At 70.3% G+C, this 19,512-nt stretch carries 19 protein-coding genes and 1 pseudogene; 13 read left to right on the top strand and 7 right to left on the bottom strand.

Going from position 1 to position 19,512, the window contains the following annotated elements; translation table 11 throughout:
- The 6 genes and pseudogenes from DW298_RS04675 to rocD form a co-directional block, all read left to right on the top strand.
- Window positions 1–771, top strand: a pseudogene (locus DW298_RS04675) (1-pyrroline-5-carboxylate dehydrogenase); the annotation flags it as partial.
- A 206-nt stretch (window positions 772–977) separates the two neighbouring features.
- The gene (locus DW298_RS04670) at window positions 978–1,412 is read left to right on the top strand and encodes a hypothetical protein (RefSeq protein WP_136041310.1); all 435 of its coding nucleotides are present in this window, start codon (window positions 978–980) and stop codon (window positions 1,410–1,412) included.
- The gene (locus DW298_RS04665; RefSeq protein ID WP_136041309.1) at window positions 1,412–1,645 is read left to right on the top strand and encodes a helix-turn-helix transcriptional regulator; all 234 of its coding nucleotides are present in this window, start codon (window positions 1,412–1,414) and stop codon (window positions 1,643–1,645) included. Before DW298_RS04670 ends, DW298_RS04665 begins: the two co-directional genes overlap by 1 nt.
- Window positions 1,642–2,643: an NAD(P)-dependent alcohol dehydrogenase gene (locus DW298_RS04660; RefSeq protein WP_136041308.1), complete on the top strand. Its 1,002-nt coding sequence runs from the start codon at window positions 1,642–1,644 to the stop codon at window positions 2,641–2,643. Before DW298_RS04665 ends, DW298_RS04660 begins: the two co-directional genes overlap by 4 nt.
- A gap of 171 nt (window positions 2,644–2,814) precedes the next feature.
- Window positions 2,815–3,693 (top strand): dimethylargininase, encoded by an 879-nt coding sequence (gene ddaH, locus DW298_RS04655; RefSeq protein WP_136041307.1) that lies wholly within the window; start codon window positions 2,815–2,817, stop codon window positions 3,691–3,693.
- Window positions 3,690–4,913, top strand: coding sequence for an ornithine--oxo-acid transaminase (rocD, locus tag DW298_RS04650; protein WP_136041306.1), 1,224 nt, complete (start codon window positions 3,690–3,692; stop codon window positions 4,911–4,913). The genes ddaH and rocD overlap by 4 nt, the downstream gene beginning before the upstream one ends.
- 234 nt (window positions 4,914–5,147) lie before the next feature.
- On the opposite strand, the gene DW298_RS04645 is transcribed toward rocD, so the two are convergent.
- From DW298_RS04645 to DW298_RS04635, 3 genes are all read right to left on the bottom strand, one after another.
- Window positions 5,148–5,435 (bottom strand): hypothetical protein, encoded by a 288-nt coding sequence (locus DW298_RS04645; protein ID WP_136041305.1) that lies wholly within the window; start codon window positions 5,433–5,435, stop codon window positions 5,148–5,150.
- A gap of 63 nt (window positions 5,436–5,498) precedes the next feature.
- Window positions 5,499–6,836, bottom strand: coding sequence for an MFS transporter (locus tag DW298_RS04640; protein ID WP_136041313.1), 1,338 nt, complete (start codon window positions 6,834–6,836; stop codon window positions 5,499–5,501).
- Window positions 6,837–6,841: 5 nt separating this feature from the next.
- Window positions 6,842–7,282 (bottom strand): MarR family transcriptional regulator, encoded by a 441-nt coding sequence (locus tag DW298_RS04635; protein ID WP_136041304.1) that lies wholly within the window; start codon window positions 7,280–7,282, stop codon window positions 6,842–6,844.
- A 59-nt stretch (window positions 7,283–7,341) separates the two neighbouring features.
- Here DW298_RS04635 and DW298_RS04630 point away from each other — a divergent pair, with 59 nt between their 5' ends.
- The 6 genes from DW298_RS04630 to DW298_RS04605 all read left to right on the top strand — a co-directional run bounded on the left by DW298_RS04630 (window position 7,342) and on the right by DW298_RS04605 (window position 13,793).
- Window positions 7,342–8,079 carry a copper homeostasis protein CutC gene (locus DW298_RS04630; RefSeq protein WP_136041303.1) on the top strand — a complete coding sequence of 246 codons (738 nt, stop codon included), beginning with the start codon at window positions 7,342–7,344 and terminating at the stop codon, window positions 8,077–8,079.
- A 33-nt stretch (window positions 8,080–8,112) separates the two neighbouring features.
- A complete protein-coding gene (locus tag DW298_RS04625; RefSeq protein WP_136041302.1) occupies window positions 8,113–8,970 on the top strand; it encodes an alpha/beta hydrolase in 858 nt (285 codons plus the stop codon).
- Between the two features lie 252 nt (window positions 8,971–9,222).
- Window positions 9,223–9,960 carry a DUF1684 domain-containing protein gene (locus tag DW298_RS04620; protein ID WP_136041301.1) on the top strand — a complete coding sequence of 246 codons (738 nt, stop codon included), beginning with the start codon at window positions 9,223–9,225 and terminating at the stop codon, window positions 9,958–9,960.
- Window positions 9,961–10,044: 84 nt separating this feature from the next.
- Window positions 10,045–11,094 carry a biotin/lipoate A/B protein ligase family protein gene (locus DW298_RS04615; RefSeq protein ID WP_136041300.1) on the top strand — a complete coding sequence of 350 codons (1,050 nt, stop codon included), beginning with the start codon at window positions 10,045–10,047 and terminating at the stop codon, window positions 11,092–11,094.
- 167 nt (window positions 11,095–11,261) lie between these two features.
- Window positions 11,262–12,236, top strand: a complete 975-nt coding sequence (locus tag DW298_RS04610) for a site-specific DNA-methyltransferase (RefSeq protein ID WP_136041312.1) — start codon at window positions 11,262–11,264, stop codon at window positions 12,234–12,236.
- Between the two features lie 51 nt (window positions 12,237–12,287).
- Window positions 12,288–13,793, top strand: coding sequence for a carboxylesterase family protein (locus DW298_RS04605; protein WP_136041299.1), 1,506 nt, complete (start codon window positions 12,288–12,290; stop codon window positions 13,791–13,793).
- 26 nt (window positions 13,794–13,819) lie between these two features.
- Here the strand turns inward: DW298_RS04605 and DW298_RS04600 are convergent, their stop codons facing one another.
- The 3 genes from DW298_RS04600 to DW298_RS04590 are packed head-to-tail and all read right to left on the bottom strand — an operon-like array spanning window position 13,820 to window position 16,063.
- On the bottom strand, window positions 13,820–14,167 hold the full coding sequence (locus tag DW298_RS04600) for a cupin domain-containing protein (protein WP_136041298.1): 348 nt from the start codon (window positions 14,165–14,167) through the stop codon (window positions 13,820–13,822).
- Window positions 14,164–15,567: an FAD-dependent oxidoreductase gene (locus DW298_RS04595; protein WP_136041297.1), complete on the bottom strand. Its 1,404-nt coding sequence runs from the start codon at window positions 15,565–15,567 to the stop codon at window positions 14,164–14,166. The genes DW298_RS04600 and DW298_RS04595 overlap by 4 nt, the downstream gene beginning before the upstream one ends.
- Window positions 15,568–15,595: 28 nt before the next feature.
- Window positions 15,596–16,063 carry an Lrp/AsnC family transcriptional regulator gene (locus DW298_RS04590; protein WP_136041296.1) on the bottom strand — a complete coding sequence of 156 codons (468 nt, stop codon included), beginning with the start codon at window positions 16,061–16,063 and terminating at the stop codon, window positions 15,596–15,598.
- Window positions 16,064–16,163: 100 nt separating this feature from the next.
- Here DW298_RS04590 and DW298_RS04585 point away from each other — a divergent pair, with 100 nt between their 5' ends.
- Window positions 16,164–17,615 (top strand): gamma-aminobutyraldehyde dehydrogenase, encoded by a 1,452-nt coding sequence (locus DW298_RS04585; protein ID WP_136041295.1) that lies wholly within the window; start codon window positions 16,164–16,166, stop codon window positions 17,613–17,615.
- 162 nt (window positions 17,616–17,777) lie between these two features.
- Here the strand turns inward: DW298_RS04585 and DW298_RS19585 are convergent, their stop codons facing one another.
- Window positions 17,778–18,983: a M23 family metallopeptidase gene (locus DW298_RS19585; RefSeq protein WP_240745015.1), complete on the bottom strand. Its 1,206-nt coding sequence runs from the start codon at window positions 18,981–18,983 to the stop codon at window positions 17,778–17,780.
- Window positions 18,984–19,512: the final 529 nt, after the last annotated feature.

Raw genomic sequence — 19,512 nt, 5'->3', positions numbered from 1 at the left:
CAGCCGTTCGGCGGCTGGAAGCGCTCGGCCGTCGGTCCCGGTGCCAAGGCGGGCGGCCCGAACTATCTGATCGGGCTCGGTTCCTGGCGCTCGCAGCCGGGCGGACCGGCCTCGAGCACGCTGCACCTGCGCGGGCTCGACTCCCGCATCACGGCGCTCATCGAGTCGGCGCAGTCGTCGCTGGAGTACGAGGCGTTCGAATGGCTGCGGCGCTCGGCGCTCTCGGATGCCCTGGCCTGGGACCGCGAGTTCGGGCAGGTGCGCGACGTCTCGCACCTCGGAGTGGAGCGGAACCTCTTCCGGTACCGCCCGGTGCCGGTCGAGATCCGGGCCACGGAAGATGCGGCGCTGCAGGATCTGCTGCGCGTGGTGATCGCGGGCGTGCGCTCGGGAGCGGACTTCGTGCTCTCGACGCCGGTCGGCCTGCCCGGCGACGTGCGCCGCGCGCTCGGCGACCTCGACGCCGCGGTCTTCCTCGAGACCGACGAGGAGTGGATGCAGCGGATGCTCCGCGCAGACGATGCCGCCGGGGGCGTCGCCGCGCTGCCCGTGAGCGACCGGGTGCGACTGGTCGGCGGTCGTGCCGCGGTCGCCGCGCTGCACACGGCCCTGGCCGCGGCATCCGGGGGTGATCCCGACCTCGCGGTGTACGACGGCGAGGTCACAGCGGCCGCGCGCATCGAGCTGCTGCCGTTCGTGCACGAGCAGTCGATCTCGATCACCGCGCACCGCTACGGCAACCTCGACCCCTGGAGCAGCGACGTGATCTGATGCCGGTCTGCCGCCCGCTGCCGCTTGCTGATGCTCCGGTCGCAGTTCCTGCCGCTTGCTGATGCTCCGGTCGCACTTCCTGCCGCCCGATTCACGTGGGTGCGGCAGGAACTGCGACCGGAGCGCGTCGGCGTGTAAAGAATTCTTGACACGGCGCACCAGCGGGCGTAGCGTGAGTGTCAAGAATCTTTTACATCGGAGGCATCATGGTCTACGAAGAACGCAACGCCTGGGCGGGACTCATCGTCAGCCCGATCGCGCTGATCGTCTACGTCGTGCTGGTGCTCCAGAAGGCCGGGGGAGCGCCGCTCACCACCGTCGACTGGTTCCCGCTCATGCTGTGGACCATCGTCGGAGGCATCGTCGCGACGATCGTCATCAGCATCGTCTGGGGCATCCTCGCCGGGATGAAGGACCCGGACGGCGCCGGCCGCTCCGACATCCGCGACCGTGACATCAGCCGCATGGGCGGGCGGGTCGAGCAGGCCTTCGTCGTGATCGCCGGGCTCGGGGTCATCGCGCTGTGCGCGGTCGGCGCCGACGTCTTCTGGATCGCGAACACCATGTACCTGGGCTTCGCGATCTCCGCGCTCGTCGGCGGCATCGCCCGCGTGATCGCCTACCGGCGGGGGCTCGTCTGATGGTGAAGCCGACCCTCGTCTCCAACAGCATCCGTGCACATCGCGAGCAGGCGGGCCTCACCCAGGCCGAGCTCGCCCGCACCGTCGGTGTGACCCGGCAGACGCTCATCGCCATCGAGCAGCAGAAGTACTCGCCCACGCTGGAGCTGGCGTTCCAGATCGCGCGGGCGTTCGGGGTCGGGCTCGACGACCTCTTCACCTACCCCGCCCCCGCATCCGGAGGAGCATCATGACAGAGACGATGAACGCCTGGCGACGCGAGACCTACGGCCCGTCGTCCGGGGTGAGTCTCGAGCAGATCCCCGTGCCGGTGCCGCATCGCGGCGAGGTGCTCCTGAAGGTGCGGGCCACCTCCCTGAACGCGGGCGATGTGCGGCTGCTGCTCGGCGATCCGCTCCTCGTGCGCCCGGTCTTCGGTCTCACCCGACCGAAGCACCCGGTGCGCGGCATGGAGGTCGCCGGCACCGTCGTCGCGGTCGGGCCCGACGTCGTGAGCGCCGAGATCGGCGAAGACGTCGTGGGCGAGCTGGTCGGAGGCGGAGGACTCGCCGAGTACGTGCGGGTGCCCGCCTCCCGGCTCGTGCCGACCCCGCCCGACATCACGGCCGAGGCCGCGGCTTCCCTCCCGATCGCCGGCGGCACCGCGTGGCAGGCCCTCGACCTCGCCGGCGTCGGCCTGCGTGGAGGAGAGGCCCCGCGGGTGCTGATCATCGGCGCATCCGGCGGCGTCGGCACGTTCACGGTGCAGCTCGCCGCGCTCCGTGGGGCCGAGGTGTGGGCCGCGTGCAGCGCCCGCAACGCGCCGCTGGTGGAGCGCCTGGGTGCCGTGCGCACGTTCGACCACCGCGAGTCGCCGCTGAGCGAGATCCCGGACGGCCGCTTCGACGCGATCGTGGACATCGCCGGGGGGATGCCGCTGCGCGAGCTGCAGCGCCTCGTCGGGCACGGCGGTCGGATCGTGCTGGTCACCGGCGACGGCGGGCACGTGCTGGGCCCGATCCCGCGGATGCTGCGGGCTGCGGTGCTGTCGATCGGCTCGCGGCGCATCCGTCCCCTCGCCGCGACGCCGCGACCCGAGGTGCTGGCCAAGCTCCTCGAACTCGTCGCCGACGGCCGCATCGTGCCCGTGATCGAGCGCGAGTACCCGTTCGCGGAAGCATCCGCCGCCCTCGCCCACGTCGAGGCCGGGCACACCGTGGGGAAGGTCGTCGTCCGAGGCGCGGGGGCGTGAGGGCCTCGGATGGGGCGCGGCTCTGGCGGCGCACAGGGGGCGGGTGACACAATGGACTCCGGCGTGCCCGAGTCGCATCTTCCCCGTCGCCGGCTCTGAACGAGCAGCGGGTCGAAGGACCGCCGGGCCCCAGGACAGCGTCCGCCGCGCCCGTCCATTCGAGGAGCATCCATGTCGACGCCTGAAGCCGCCGTCTCCACCGCACCCGCCCGCACCGCGCACCGCCGTCACTACCTGATGTGCAAGCCGGAGCACTTCACCGTGAACTACTCCATCAACCCGTGGATGGAGCCGTCGCGGCCCACCGACACCGCCAACGCCGTGGCGCAGTGGCAGAAGCTGCACGACCTCTACCTCGAGCTCGGCCACACGGTCGAACTCATCGAGCCGCTCGCCGGCTACCCCGACATGGTCTACACGGCCAACGGCGGGTTCCTCATCGACGGCCGCGCATACGTGCCCGAGTTCCGCTTCGTCGAGCGGCAGGGTGAGGCCCCGGCGTTCGCCGACTGGTTCCGCGCGGCGGGCTACGACACCGTGATGCCGAAGGAGGTCAACGAGGGCGAGGGCGACTTCCTGCTCGTCGGCGACGTGATCCTGGCCGGCACCGGCTTCCGCTCCACAGGAGACAGCCACAGCGAGGTGGGCGAAGTGTTCGGCCGCGAGGTCGTCTCGCTGAACCTCGTGGACCCGCGCTTCTACCACCTCGACACCGCCATCGCCGTGCTCGACCCGGTGCAGGGCACGGAGAACGGCGGCCCCGAGCGCGCGAACATCGCCTACCTCCCGGGCGCCTTCGACGACGCCAGCCGCGCCGAACTCGAGAAGCGCTTCCCCGACGCGATCCTCGTGTCGGACGAAGACGGCGCGGTGTTCGGCCTCAACTCGTCGAGCGACGGCTACAACGTGATCATCTCGCCGCGCGCCAAGGGCTTCGAGAAGCAGCTGCGCGAGCGCGGATACAACCCCATCACCGTCGACCTCTCCGAGCTGCTGCTCGGCGGCGGCGGCATCAAGTGCTGCACGCTCGAGCTGCGGGGTGCCAAGTGACCGCGGTCGACGCTTCGACGGGCTCAGCGACCCAGCCGGGAGAGGCCAGCGCCGAGCCGCACGTCGCGCACAACTACCACCCGCTGCCGGTCAACATCGCCCGCGGTGAGGGCGCCTGGGTGACGGATGTCGAGGGCAAGCGCTACCTCGACCTGCTCGCCGCATACTCGGCCGTGAACTTCGGGCACCGGCATCCGGCGCTCGTGGCCGCGCTCACCGAGCAGCTCGGCCGGGTCACGCTCGTCAGCCGCGCGTTCCAGAGCGACCGGCTCGAGCCGTTCGCCGCGGCGCTCGCGGAGCTGTCGGGCAAGGACCTCGTGTTGCCGATGAACACCGGCGCCGAGGCCGTCGAGACCGGCATCAAAGTCGCTCGCGCCTGGGGCTACCGGGTCAAGGGCATCGCTGCAGGCAAGGCGCGCATCATCGTCGCCGCCGGCAACTTCCACGGCCGCACGACCACGATCGTGAGTTTCAGCGACGACGAGCAGGCACGCGACGACTTCGGTCCGTACACGCCGGGATTCGACGTCGTGCCCTACGGCGACGCGGATGCCATCGCCGCGGCGATCACCGACGACACGGCCGCCGTGCTCGTGGAGCCGATCCAGGGCGAGGCCGGCGTCGTGATCCCGCCGGAGGGCTACCTGCGCCGCATCCGCGAGATCTGCGACGAGAAGAACGTGCTGTTCATCGCCGACGAGATCCAGGCGGGACTCGGACGCGTGGGCGAGACGTTCGCCTGCGACCGCGAGGGCGTCGTGCCGGACCTGTATCTGCTCGGCAAGGCCCTCGGCGGCGGCATCCTCCCCGTCTCGGCCGTGGTCGGCAACACCGACGTGCTCGGTGTGATCCATCCGGGCGAGCACGGCTCGACCTTCGGCGGCAACCCGCTCGCTGCGGCGGTGGGCCTGCGCGTGGTCGAGATGCTGCAGACCGGTGAGTTCCAGGAGCGTGCCCGGGCACTCGGCGCGCACCTCGAGCAGGCGCTGCAGCCGCTGATCGGGCACGGCGTGACAGCGGTGCGCATCGCCGGTCTCTGGGCGGGCGTCGACATCGACCCCGCCAAGGGAACGGGCCGCGAGATCGCCGAGAAGCTGCTCGATCGGGGCGTGCTCGTGAAGGACACGCACGGTCAGACCATCCGCATCGCGCCGCCGCTCGTGATCCGCGCGACCGAACTGGACTGGGCGGTGGAGCAGCTCAAGCTCGTGCTCGGCTGATCGAGGTCCCGGCTCGGATGTCGGGAGGACGGACGGATGTCGGGGCGGAACACGGCGTGTCGCCCTGCATCCGTGCATCCGTCCGACATGTGAGACGGATGCCGGATGCCGGATGCTGGATGCCGGATGCCGGATGCCGGACGCGGACGCGCCCGGGAAGCGGACAGCGCCACCGCCGGGGGAGGGCCGACGCTGGGGACGACGGCTGACGGTGACGCTGCCCTTCCGGAGTGCTCAGGCCGGTGGGGAATCCGGATCGAGCGTCTTCAACGTGTCTTCCTCGGCCGCGTTGTCGGCCTGGAGCTGGTCCTCGGTCTCCTCATCGCCGCCGAGGGCTGAGCGGTGACCCTGGCCGGCATCGCCCTGGATGGCACCGCCGGTCGATTCGCCGCGCGAGCTGTCGCCCTGGATCGCGCCGCCGCTGCCGTCGCCCTGACCGGCATCCTCATCCGGCACGCCGACGTGGCGAGCGCCTTCGGCAGGATCCTGCGGGTGGGGTGTGCGTTCCGTGTTGTCGTCCATGCACCGACGGTACGTACGCCGGATGCACTCCGTAGAGGGCGTTGACAAACGGCGGAAAGAGGTTCAGTCCTCGACGTCGTTCCTCTTCGCACTCCGGATCGGAGTCGTGACGGCGGCCTCGTCGCTGAACTCGATCGGGTCGGGCCGCTCGATCACCCGCAGCGGCCGGGTCTCGTCGAGCGTGAGCAGGAAGCGGCGGTTCTCGGCGCGGCGCAGGCGTCCCGAGGTCGCCACCCAGATGACCCCGATCGCGCAGGCGACGAATCCGGCCGTGCCGCCGAGCATGATGGCGGCACGTGGTCCGAAGGAGTCGGCGACCCATCCGGCGATGGGGGCACCCACGGGCGTCGAGCCCATGATCACGGCCATGTACAGGGCGAGCACGCGCCCGCGCAGCGCCGGCTCCGTCGTGATCTGCACGTACCCGTTGGCGGTGGTGAGCAGCGTCACGATCATGAAGCCGGTGAACGTCAGGGTGACGGCGTAGGAGGCGTAGGTCGGCATGGCGGACGACACGAACGCGGCGATGCCGAATCCGCCCGCGGCGAGGATCACGACACGGACGCGCGCGCGGTCGCGACGGGCCGCGAGCAGCGCGCCGATCAGGGAGCCGATCGCGAGCACCGAGCTGAGCACGCCGTAGCCGTCGGCGCCCGCGCCGAACTCCAAGGCCATGGTCGAGGCGAAGATCGGGAAGTTCATGCCGAACGCGCCGATGAGGAACACCGTGACGAACACGACCCGTAGATCGCTGCGCCCCCACACGTAGCGGAACCCGGCGGCGAGGCCTCCGCGGCTGCGACTCTTCAGTCGCGGCGCGAGCAGCCCGGTGCGCAGCATCGACAGCGCGAGGATCATCGCGAGGAAGGTGGCGGCGTTCACGATGAACACCCAGCCCGAACCGATCGCCACGATCAGCAGACCACCGACCGCCGGGCCGATCATGCGGGCGAGGTTGAAGGATGCCGAGTTGAGTGCGACCGCGTTCGAGGTGTCGCCGGTCGACACCATGTCGGAGACGAACGCCTGCCGGGCTGGGGCGTCGAACGCGTTCACGACGCCGAAACCGAGTGCGAAGGCGAACATCATCGGCAGGGTCATCACGTCGTTCAGCAGCAGCACACCCACCGCGATCGCGAGGGCCAGCAGCGCCGACTGGGTGGCGAACAGGATGTGGCGTCGGTCGAAGCGGTCGGCCACCCATCCGGTGAGGCTCACCAGCACGAGCGGCGGACCGAACTGCAGCGCCATGGTGACGCCCATCGCGGTGGCGTCGTTGTCGGTCAGCTCGGTGAGAACGACCCAGTCCTGGGCGGTGGCCTGCATCCAGCCGCCGACGTTCGAGACCAGGGCCCCCGCGAACCAGATGCGGTAGTTGATGTTCGCGAACGAACGGAACATCGCGCTCATCGCTCCACCACCCGCCGCATCAGTGCACTGGCTTCTCGGAGCGTGGTGAGCTCGGCCTCGGTGTACTCGACCTCGCGCAGCATGTCGGCCAGCAGCTCGTCGCGGCGGCGGATCGTCTCCACGACGATCTCGACACCCGCATCGGTGATGTCGACCTGCACGCGGCGGCGGTCGTCTTCATCGGGGGTGCGCACGACGAAGCCCTGCTCCTCGAGGCCGTTGATGGTGCTGGTCATCGACGGGGCGGTCACGCGCTCGCGGACGGCGAGGGTCGAGATCGTGCGGCGGCCGTTCATGCGCAGGTCGGCGAGCACCGCCAGCTGCGCATCGCTCATCGAGTCGGCCGCGCGGGCGCAGCGGAGGCGACGGGCCAGCCGGAACGTGGCCATGCGCAGGTCTGTGGCGGTGAGGTGGAGGGATTCATCGGACGCAGACATTACTTAGATAGCCTATCTAATTTTTCGGACGCCGTCTCGGCACCCGGCACAATGGAGGGGTGACCCGAACGCTCGCCCTGGAAATCGCCGTGCAGGACCCCGCCGGAGTGCGCATCGCCGCCGAGATCGGCGCCGACCGCGTCGAGCTCGCCACGGCCCTCGCCCTCGGCGGACTGACCCCGTCGCCCGCGACGCTCGAGCTGGCGGTCGAGACGGCCGGGGCGGAAGGTCCAGAGGTGCACGTGCTCATCCGGCCGCGCGGGGGCGGCTTCCACTACACCGACGACGAGCTGGCGATCAGCGAGCGTGACGTGCGATGCGCGATCGCTGCGGGTGCCACCGGCGTGGTCATCGGCGCCCTCGACGCGGAGGGACGCCTCGACCTCGACGCCATGGCGCGGCTGCGCGACGCCGCGGGTGGATCGCCCGTCACCCTGCACCGCGCGATCGACGTGACAGTCGACCCCGTGGCGACGCTGCGCAGCGCCCGCGAGTTAGGCCTTGCTCGCGTGCTCACCTCGGGCGGGGCATCCGCCGCGATCGACGGCATCGACACCCTGCGTGCGCTGGTCGCCGCGGCCGAGGGAGAGATCCAGGTCATGGCCGGCAGTGGAGTCGATGTCGCCAGCGCCCCGGTGCTCGCCGCGGCCGGCGTCGACGCGATCCATTTCTCCGCCAAGCGCGCCGTGATCGAAGACGGCGGCGTGCGGATGGGCTCTGCCTCCGACGGCGTCGGCGGCTACGAGGTCACCGACCGCGACATCGCCTTCGCGATCCGGGATGCCGTCGCGCGGTAGGCGGTCCCGGCGCCCGGTCGCTAGGCTCGCAGCGTGACGGATACGCGCGAGTTCACCGACGCCCATGGCGTGGCCATCGTCTACGACGTGCATCCGGCTGCGGGGACTCCTCGCGGAGTCGTGCAGCTCCTGCACGGCGTCGGCGAGCACGCCGGACGATACGGCGCCCTGATCGGCGCCCTCACGGGGGCCGGTTTCCACGTCTACGCCGACGATCACCGAGGCCATGGCCGCACCGGCATCCGTCAGCACGGCGGACCCGAGAAATTGGGGAGGCTCGGCGTCGGCGGCCTTCGCGCGGCCGAGGATGCCGTCTGGCAGCTGACCGGGATCATCCGCGATGAGAACCCCGACCTGCCACTGGTGCTGCTCGGCCACTCGTGGGGGTCGTTCCTGGCGCAGATGCTCGTGAACCACCACCCGGAGGCCTGGGATGCCGTGATCCTCTCGGGCTCCGCACTGCGCACGCCCGGCTTCCTCAACGCCGCACCCCTGAACGCGCGGTGGGCGAAGGACGAGGGCGCCACCGGGCTCGAATGGCTCAGCCGCGATCCCGCCGTGTGGGCCGCGTTCGCCGACGACCCGCTCACGACCGATGTCCCGTTGCTCAAGCTCTTCGGCCCGATCGAGGCCGCACGGCTGTACGGGCGTCCGGCCAAGGACCTGGGCCGCGACATCCCGATGCTGCTCCTCGTCGGTCGCGATGACCCGGTGGGCGGACCCCGCAGCGTGCACAAGCTCGCCGACGAGTACCGCAGCCGGTCCGGGCTCACCGATGTGACCACGCTGGTGTATCCGGATGCGCGGCACGAGATCTTCGCCGAACTGCAGCAGGACGAGGTGCGCGCCGACGTGCTCGCCTGGCTCGACAAGCACATCCCCGCGCGCTGAGCGGCCGCTCGCACCTCGAGACCCCGGGTTCGCGTCCACACCCCGGGGTGGCTGCGCGCGCACGGCGGGGTCTCGGTCAGAAGGCGGGGTCTCGTCGGTGCGGGGCCGGATGTGACGCGGAATGACGCGACGTGAAGCCGTGTGACGGAGCCGTTCCCCGGGCTCGGTCCCGACCGTAGATTCGGGTCAGTATTCCGCGCAGGAGCGAGGGGCGCGCCCGTGTGTGCTGCTCGCACGGGAGGGACCGCACCGATGAGCTTCGTCAAGGACTGGCAGGACTGGCACGCGTCGCGCGAGCGTTACGCGGGGTCGGAGTACGGTCCGTCGGCGCTCGAGTCGACGAACTGGCTCATCACGGAGGCGGCGGCGGTCGACGGCATCCCCGGGCTCTGGGCGCTGACCGGAGACGGCGGCATCCGCGGCAGCGAGCTCGGCCAGACGGGGTCGACCGTGATCCTGCGCGGCTCGGAGAGCATCCGCCTCGGCCGCCGGGAGCTGCGCGTGTTCGATCGCCACGGTGCGCTGGCGCTGCGGGTGCTCAACCCGGCACGACCGCAGCGCGAGTGGTTCACCGCGATCGACGCCTATGCGCCCGACGAGCGCTGGCGACTCCCCGCGGTGTTCGAGGAGACTCCGGACGAGCAGATCCTGATCACGTCGGTCGACGGCGGGGCCCGCGAGACTCCCGTCGCCGGGCGGCTGCGGTTCGAACTGGCCGGTGCGCCGCAGACGCTGACCGTCACCAGGAACGGACAGGGGGCGTTGAGCGCGGTCTTCGCCGACGGCACCAACGGGCTCGAGACGTATCGCTTCCGGTTCCTGCCGGTCGACGAACCCGCCGCAGACGGCACGGCCGTGATCGACTTCAACCGCGCCTACCTGCCGCCGTGCGCGTTCTCGGACCAGTACGTCTGCCCGCTGCCGCCCGCGGGCAACCGGTACTCGACGCCGATCCGCGCCGGGGAGCGCGTGGTGGTGCTCGGGGGCTGATCGGTCGGATGGTCGATGCGCCCGGCGGTCGATCCGCCATCGCTGACCCGCCGCATCCGAGGCCGCGCGCCTTAAGCTGGTTCCGTGCACGGTGAATACAAGGTCCCAGGTGGAAAGCTCGTCGTCGTCGACCTCGAGATCGAGGACGACCGGATCGCCCGCTTCCGCCTCGCCGGCGACTTCTTCCTCGAGCCCGACTCGGCACTCGACGACATCAATGCCGCGGTGAACGGGCTGCCCGCCGAGTCGGACTCGACGGCCATCGCGACGGCCGTCCGCAGTGCGCTGCCCGATGGCGCTCAGCTGCTCGGCTTCTCGCCCGAAGCCGTCGGCACCGCGGTGCGCCGCGCGCTCGTGACGGCCCCGGGATGGCGCGACTTCGACTGGGAGATCGTGCACGACAAGGCGGTCTCGCCGCGCATGAACCTCGCCCTCGACGAGGTGCTCACCGCCCGCGTCGGTGAGGGACGCCGCCGTCCCACCCTGCGCATCTGGGAGTGGAACGAGTCGGCCGTCGTGATCGGGTCGTTCCAGTCGTATCGCAACGAGGTCGATCCCGAGGGTGCCGCACGGCACGGCTTCGACGTGGTCCGCCGCATCTCCGGCGGCGGGGCGATGCTCATGGCCGCGGGGCAGATCATCACGTACTCGCTGTATGTGCCGGCATCGCTCGTCGCGGGCATGACGTTCGCCGACTCCTACGCCTTCCTCGACGACTGGGTGCTGCAGGCGCTGCGGTCCCTCGGTATCGATGCGGTGTACCAGCCGCTCAACGACATCGCGAGCCCGACCGGCAAGATCGGCGGCGCCGCGCAGAAGCGCCTCGCCAACGGGGGAGTGCTGCACCACGCGACGCTGTCGTACGACATCGACGGCCAGGTCATGACCGAGGTGCTGCGCATCGGCCGCGAGAAGCTCAGCGACAAGGGCACCACGTCGGCCGCCAAGCGCGTCGACCCGCTGCGCAGCCAGACCGGACTCGAGCGCGCCGAGATCATCGAGCGGTTCAAAGACACCTTCCGCTCGCTCACCGATGCCGAGACCGGCGCGATCACCGCGGACGAGTACGCCGACGCGGAGGCACTCGTCGCGTCGAAGTTCGCCACCGAGGCGTGGCTGCATCGGGTGCCGTGACCGCGCCGGACGACGGACCCGAAACCCGGACGAATGCGGGTGCCGCGGCCGTGGCCGCTCCGGAGGGCGGACCCGAAACTCGGACGAATGCGCTTCCCGCGGCCGAATCCACGGATTCCGGCCGAGGGAAGCGCGCTTCTCCGACGCAGGCGCGGGGCGCGGTCACCATCATCGAGGGTGACAACCTCGCCGTCGCGGCGACCCTGCCCACGGGTTCCTTCACGCTCGTGTACCTCGACCCGCCGTTCAACACCGGCCGGACGCAGGGCCGGCAGGTGGTCACCGCGCGCCGGACGTTCACAACTCCTCAAGAATCCGAGCCCGTCACCGAAGAACCCCCGGAACTCCGCGAGCCGGATGGAGCGACCGGCTCGAATCTGAGGAGTTCTGAACCGGGCGAGACCGTGCCCACCGCCGAGCCCACCCCTGAGCCCGCGGCCGCGACCGTGCCCACCGCCGAGGTGCGGCACGGATTCCACGGCCACGCGTACGAGCGGGTGCGCGGAATGCTGCGCGCCTACGACGACCGCTTCGACGACTACGGCTCCTTCCTGATGCCGCGGCTCGAGGAGGCATGGCGGCTGCTCGCCGACGACGGCACTCTGTACCTGCACCTCGACTACCGGGAGGCGCACTACGCCAAGGTGATGCTCGACGCCGTGTTCGGGCGGGACTGCTTCCTCAACGAGCTGATCTGGGCGTATGACTACGGCGCCAAGTCGCGAAGCCGCTGGCCCACCAAGCACGACACGATCCTGGTGTACGTGAAGAATCCGCGGACGTACGTCTTCAACTCCGATGAGGTCGACCGCGAGCCGTACATGGCACCGGGACTGGTGACCGCCGAGAAGGCCGCGCGCGGCAAGCTGCCGACCGACGTCTGGTGGCACACGATCGTCCCGACGACGGGACGCGAGAAGACCGGTTATCCCACGCAGAAGCCCGAGGGGATCCTGCGCCGCATCGTGACCGCATCCAGCCGCCCCGGCGACCGTGTGCTCGACCTCTTCGCCGGCAGCGGCACGACCGGCGCCGTGGCGTCGGAGCTCGGCCGTGACGCCGTGCTGGTCGATGACAACCCCGAGGCGATCGGGGTCATGAAGACGCGGATGCCGCACGCCGAGGTGATCACACCCGGCTGAGGCCTCTTTCGATGTGGCCCGCTCACTGCCCGCGACCAGGAGAATGCTGTCATGACCGACATCGACTTCGAGACCACCGCCGACTTCGTCGAGGTGACGACCGCCGCAGGGCGGGTGCGCGGACGCTGGCGTCCGACCACCGGCGGGCGCGGGAATCCGCGGTCGGCGGCGTTCCTCGGCATCCCGTTCGCGGAGGCGCCGATCGGGGAGCTGCGATTCCGGGCGCCCGTGCCGAAGGCGCCGTGGGAGGGTGTGCGCGATGCGCTCGAGTTCGCCGCCACCGCGCAGCGTGGCGATCCCGGCGTCACGCTCATCCCCGAGCCGAGCATCGAGGGCGAGTCGACGCTCAACGTCAACGTGTTCACACCGAGTCCGGCCCGTGCCGAACCGGGGACCGGACTCCCGGTGCTCGTCTGGATCCACGGCGGCGGATACTTCGCCGGCTCACCCGCGAGCCCCTGGTACGACGGCCGCAACTTCAACCGCGACGGCGTCGTGACCGTGTCGATCTCGTATCGACTGGGCTTCGACGGCTTCGGGTGGATCGAGGATGCTCCCTCGAACCGTGGTGTCCGCGACTGGCTGCTCGCACTGGAGTGGGTGCAGGAGAACATCGCCGAGTTCGGCGGAGATCCGTCGCGTGTGACGATCGCCGGGCAGTCCGCGGGCGGCGGTGCCGTGCTGACCCTGCTCGGCATGGAGAAGGCGCAGCACCTGTTCCAGGGTGTCTATGCGATCTCCGGCGCGCTCGCCGATGTCGCCACCACCCGCGCCGAAGCGTTCGGCCGCGCGCTCGCCGCCGCAGGCGGGGTCGAGCCGACCGTGGCCGGGTTCTCGTCGCTGTCCGAGGAGCGCATCCTCGAGCTGCAGAAGAAGGCGACCGAGCTCGGGCCGTCGGCGGTCGGCACCATGATCGAGGAGGGGCTGCCGCTCGGACCGAGCATCGACGGCGATCTGCTGCCGCGTTCGACGCGCGAGGCGCTGGCCGCGGGTGTCGGCGCCGACAAGCCGCTGGTGCTCGGGGCGACCGACGACGAGTTCACCATGGTGTTCTCGGATGCGGCGAAGAAGCTCCGCTGGGTGCCCCGGTCGCTGCTGCTGGGAAAGCTCGGGCTGCCGAGGGCCGCGCGCCGCGAGTACCTCGCCGCCAACGCCGACGTCACGGGCCTCGGCAATGCCCGCGTCGCCGGGAGGCTGCTGACCGACCGGATGTTCCGCTCGGCGCTGCTGAAGGTCGTCGCCGACCGCGGCCCTGCTCCGACCTGGGTGTATCGGTTCTCCTGGCCGTCGGGACGCTTCGGCTTCGCCGAGCACTGCCTCGATGTGCCGTTCTTCTTCGACTGCCTGGACGGCCCGGGGATCGAGCCGCTCGCCGGACCGAACCCGCCGCAGGGCCTGGCCGACGAGGTGCACGGCGCGGCGGTCGCGTTCATCACCGGCGGTGACCCCGGGTGGCCGCGCCACGAGGGCGCTGCGGGCATCGTCCGGGTCTATGACGTGCCGACGCGCGACGTCCGCGATGCGTACGCGTCCGTGCGCCCGCTGCTGCGAACCTGACGTTCTCTTTCGGATCGCGCCTGCCGTCAGGCCACGTAGACCTTGCGAAGCGTCTCGGTGACGGTCCAGGTCGTGCGCATGCCCTCGGCGAGGCGCACCACTGAGCCGGGGCCGACCTCGAGGTCGGGCACGCCCGATGAGGCGAACGAGATCGTGGCGCGGCCGGACAGCACCACGAACACCTCGTCGGCCTCGGTGTCGGTCGCAGTGCCCGGTGCCATCTCCCACACGCCGATCTCGACCCCGCCGAGGGTCGCCAGCTCGTGCACGGCGGTCGTCGGGGCGCCGGCGAGCACCTCCTCCGCGGGGAGCGGCTCGTGCGTGAGGACCAGCACGCCGGCATCCACCCCCGCCCCGGCGGCGAGGCCGCTCATGAGTCGAAGCCCATGCCGACGGCGTCGAGGGCCTTGAGGAACAGGTTGCGCTTGCCCTCGTTGTGGTCGGCCCGGTTCATGGCCGCGCGCACGAGGTTCACGCCGATCGAGGCGGCGGGTTCGGGCGGGAACGGGATGGGCTTCTCGCGCACCATCCGCAGCTCGGTGCGCTCTGTCGTATCCCCCGACAGCTTGTCGAGCATGACGTCGGCGGCGAAGCGCGCGGCGCCGACGCCCAGTCCGGTGAAGCCGGTGGCATAGGTGACGCGGCCCTTGCGGGCGGTGCCGAAGAACGCGCAGAAGCGGCTCGACGAGTCGATCGCCCCGGCCCAGCGGTGGGTGAAGCGCAGGCCCTGCAGCTGCGGGAAGGTCGTGAAGAAGTGCGAAGCGAGCTTGCGGTGGCTCTCGATGCGGTCCTCGTACTCCGGGCGCACCTTGCCGCCGTAGTGGTAGACCGCGTCGTAGCCCCCGAACAGGATGCGGTCGTCGGCGGTGAGCCGGTAGTAGTGGAACTGGTTCGCGCTGTCGGCCAGGCCCTGACGATTCGACCAGCCGATCGACGCGAGCTGTTCGGCGGAGAGCGGCTCGGTCATCAGCACGTAGTCGTACACCGGCACGGTCATCAGGCGGTTGCGCTTCAGCAGCGAGGGGAACACGTTGGTGCCGAGCGCCACGGCATCCGCCACGACCCGACCGTTCGGGGTGACCAGCGTGATCGGACCAGACCCGTCGCCCTCGATGGCGCGCACGATGCTGTGCTCGTAGATCTCGACGCCGAGGTCTGCGGCCACGCGGGCCAGCTCGACGCCCAGCTTGGCGGGGTGCACCATCGCGGAGCCCTCCCGGTCCCAGGCTCCGGCGAGGAACGTCTCGGAGTGCACCTCCGCCTGCACGGCGTCGCGATCGAGGAAGCCGGGTTCGTCGCGGAGCCACTCGACCTGGTGCGGTTCGACCGCGACGGCCAGCTGGCCGGTGCGCTCGAACTCCGCATCCATCCCGTAGCGGGCGACCGTCTGCTCGATGCCGTCGAGGTTCTCGTGGCCCAGCTCCTCGAGCCGTTCGATCTCCTCGGGCCACCGGGTCACGCCGTTCTCATGGCCGTGGGTGAGACTCGACTCGCAGAAGCCGCCGTTGCGACCGGATGCCGCCCACGCGATCCGCGACGCTTCCAGCAGGACGACGCGGCGCTCGGGGTCGCGCTCCTTGGCGCGCACCGCGGTCCACAGCCCGGCATATCCACCGCCGACGATCGCGAGGTCGGCGCGGACCGTGCCGTTCAGACGCGGATGCGTCGGCCGATCGACATCGTCGAGCCAGAACACCCGGAGAGCGGTGTCGCGCAGGGAGTCGTCGATGACCCCCTGCGACGGCTGCCGGCGTTCGAAGACGGTGGTTCCCATGATCACTCCGATGCGTTCGGGGGTCGCCTCAGCGCGTGCCCCAGTTGTAGAGGTCTTTGTAGAGGCCGGCGTAGAGCAGGCTCTCGGTGTGCGCGATGCCCGGAATCGTTCGGATGCGGGTCGCGATGAGGTCGATCAGGTGCTCGTCGTCCTCGCACACGGCCTCGACGAGGATGTCGAAGGTGCCGAGCACGACGACGACGTACGCCAGTTCCGGGATCAGGGTGAGCTCCTCGGCGATCGCGCGGGGGTCGCCGGAGACGCGGATGCCGATCATCGACATGCGGTGGAAACCGAGCTGCATGGGATCGGTGACCGCGACGATCTGGATGATGCCGGCCTCGGTCATCCGCTGCACGCGCTGCCGGGCGGCGGCTTCGCTGAGGCCGACCTCGCGGGCGATCTCCGCGTAGGGGCGGCGGCCGTCCTCCTGGAGGAGCTCGACGATGCGCTTCGAGATGTCGTCCAGTGCGGGCTGGGCAGGCTTGGGGCTCATCTGTCGATATTGACAGTCTAAATCTGATTCTGCAACTGATTCAGTCGATACACCCGGGTGAAATCTTCCGATTCCGCAGGGTGCGCGCTACCATGACGGCATGTCCCGCACCCTTCTGAAGAACTCGGCGCCGTTGCAGAACTTCATCGGCGGCCGCTCCGTGCCCGCGACCGGGACGGAACGGATGCCGCTCCTCGATCCTGTCACCGAAGCCGTCTACGGTGAACTGCCGATCTCCGACGGCGCCGATGTCGACGCCGCTTACGCCGCGGCATCCGCCGCCTTCCCGCTCTGGCGCGACACGACGCCGGCCGATCGGCAGCTCGCGCTGTTCCGCATCGCCGACGAGATGGAGTCGCGGGCCGAGGAGTTCGCCGATCTGGAGTCGCAGGACACCGGCAAGCCGCGCGCGAGCCTCGTCGCCGACGAGATCATGCAGTCGGTGGATCAGCTGCGCTTCTTCGCCGGCGCCGCCCGCAGCCTGGAGGGCCGCGCGGCGGGGGAGTACCTCGCCGGGCACACCTCCTTCGTGCGTCGCGAGCCGGTCGGCGTGATCGGCCAGGTGACCCCGTGGAACTACCCGCTGAACATGGCCGTCTGGAAGATCGCGCCCGCGCTCGCCGCCGGGAACACGGTCGTGCTCAAGCCCGCGGAGTCGACGCCGCTGACCACGCTCCTGCTCGCCGAGATCGTCGCGCAGCATACCCCGGCCGGCACGCTCAACGTCGTGCTGGGCGATCGTGACACGGGCGTCGCGCTGGTGGAGCATCCGACTCCGCAGATGGTCGCGATCACGGGATCGGTGCGCGCAGGCATGGCGGTGGCGCGCTCGGCGGCGAACGACGTCAAGCGCGTGCACCTGGAGCTCGGCGGCAAGGCGCCGGCGATCGTGTTCGAGGATGCATCGCTGGAGAAGGCGGTCGACGGGATCATCACCGGGGCCTTCTTCAACGGCGGGCAGGACTGCACCGCCGCCACTCGGGTACTCGTGCACGCCTCGCGGCACGACGAGCTCGTCGCCGCGCTGGTGGCCAGGGCGAAGACGCACGCGCGCACGGGCGGGCCGCACGAGGAGGGTGTGCTGTACGGCCCGCTGAGCAGCGCGGCGCAGCTCGCTCAGGTGCAGGGCTTCATCGACCGGCTGCCCGCGCACGCGACCATCGAGACCGGCGGACGCCGTCAGGGAGATCAGGGCTACTTCTGGGAGGCCACGATCGTCTCGGGCGTGCGGCAGGACGACGAGGTCGTGCAGGGTGAGATCTTCGGTCCGGTGCTCACCGTGCAGGTGTTCGGCGGCGACGACGAGGCGCTCGAGCTGGCGAACGACGTGCCCTATGCGCTCGCCGCCTCGGTATGGACGACCGATCACGCGAGGGCGATGCGCTTCTCGCGCGACCTCGACTTCGGCTGCGTGTGGATCAACACGCACATCCCGTTCGTGTCGGACATGCCGCACGGCGGGTTCAAGCACTCCGGGTACGGCAAGGACCTCTCGCAGTACGGCTTCGACGACTACACCCGCATCAAGCACGTGATGAGCGCGCTCGACTGAGCTGCCGTGCCCGTCTGGGGGCGCCGAAGCCCCGGCTTCTCGCCGAAGCCCCGGCTTCTCGTCGAAGCCCCGGCTTCTCGTCGAAGCCCCGGGTTTTCGTCGACGGCACTATGGGGTCTCGGTGCCAAGTCGGGGTCTCGCCGGGATGCCCGGTGGTGCGGGTCAGCTCACGTGCGTCTGGAGCCAGGGCATGGGATCGACGGCGACCGTGTTGATGTGGACCTCGAAGTGCAAGCAGGAGCCGAACACATATCCGGTCGATCCGACGTCGCCGATGTACTGGCCCTCGTCGACGCAGTCGCCGACTTTGACCGCACGGGTTCCGTAGTTCATGTGGGAGTAGACGGTGCTCACCGCCTGCCCGTCGACGATGCTCTCGATCTGGATCGTCACGCCGTAGCCCTGGTAGCTCTCGGTGGAGCGGGACACGCAGCCCTTCATCGCGGCGTTGATCGGCGTTCCCACACCCGCAGCGAAGTCCTGGCCCAGGTGAGACCGGCCCGGCCGTGAGGCGCCGAAGCCGTCGGTGAACGAGTACGTGCCGTCTGCCATCGGCATGACGATGCGGTCGGCGATGGGGATCTCGACCGCGCTCCCGAGCGGCATGCCCGCAGCGAGGGCGGCGGCGACGGCCCGTGAGCGCGTCTCCTCGATCTCCTCGGGCGTCGTCGCCGAGAAGGTTCCCCGCGGAGCGATCTCGGCACGGATCTCGTCCGTCGATGTGGACGCCGACGCGGACGTGTAGGACTGCGCGGCATCGGCTGCGGCCGCTGTGGTGAGGCTGGTGGTGGCGACGGCCCCATCGCTTCCCGTGGCGAGTGCGGGCAGTGCCGCACCGGTGACCATCACGCCGATCGCGAACGTGGCCCCGAGCGCCTTGGCCTTCGCCCACGGACGCTTGGCTCGGCCGGTCCGGACCGACGGCGCTGCCTTCTGCGGCTTCGTGCGCCCAGGGCGCACGCGAACACCCCGGGTGCCGCGCCGGCCGGCGCCCCGCGCCTGCGGACGAGCGGTCGGTGCAGCGGGAGCTGTGGCGGGTGTGGCGGGCGATGCGGCCGGTGTGGCGGGCGATGCGGACGGTGTGGGGTCGATCGCGTCGCGTGCGTCGGGTGTGTCGATCGAGTCGAGGGCGTCGGGTGCGTCGCGTGTGTCGAGGGCGTCGATCGCTTCGATCGCTTCGGGTGCGTCGGGTGCGTCGGGTGCGTCGGGTGCGTCGATCGCGTCGCGTGTGTCGAGGAGGTCGGTGGAAGTCGGTGCGCCGGCGGCATCGCCTGCGTGGGGTGCACCGGCCGGCTCTCGTGCGTCGACCGCGCCGAGTGCATCTGTCGTGCGGGCGCGCTGTCCGTCGCCCGCGCGGGTTGCATCCATCGCGGGGGGACTCTGCGGCTCCGTGGACGCGGAGCGTCGCAAGTCGCGCCGCAAGCGCGGTCGGGCCGAGTCGGGGGCTTCTGAGAAGGCTTCCGAGGCGTCGTGAGCGCGCTCGGGTGGCAGGGAATTCGTGACGGGATCCTTCCGGAGGGCAGATGTGCTCGGCGGTCGATCCCCCCGGATGCCACCGTTACCGATCTGTAATTTAGTTGGCGAACCTGCGAGCGTCAAATCGAGAGCGGATGGTCGACTCCGTTTCGACGACGAATGCTCGGCCGACATCGACATGGGGGATGTCGTGTGTCTTGTCGACGCGGATGCTCACACTCTGCCCTGGTGTGGGACGTCCGCGTGCGTCGTGGTGTGATGTGCCGCCGAGAGTGTGGAGAAGTGCCGTGTCGGTGTTTCTGTGGAGGGCGGGTCGGTGTTTCGCGTGTTTCGGAATATTGCTCTGAACGGGGGTTATTCGAGGTTCGAATGTCGGTGGCCCTCGGTTGACTGGGGGTATGAACAACCCCGTGGAGGTGCT

It is taken from the genome of Microbacterium sp. A20 (assembly GCF_004794515.1).
GTDB lineage: Bacteria > Actinomycetota > Actinomycetes > Actinomycetales > Microbacteriaceae > Microbacterium.
Note: the sequence above shows the minus strand (reverse complement) of the source record. Positions and strands in the feature narration are given on the sequence as shown.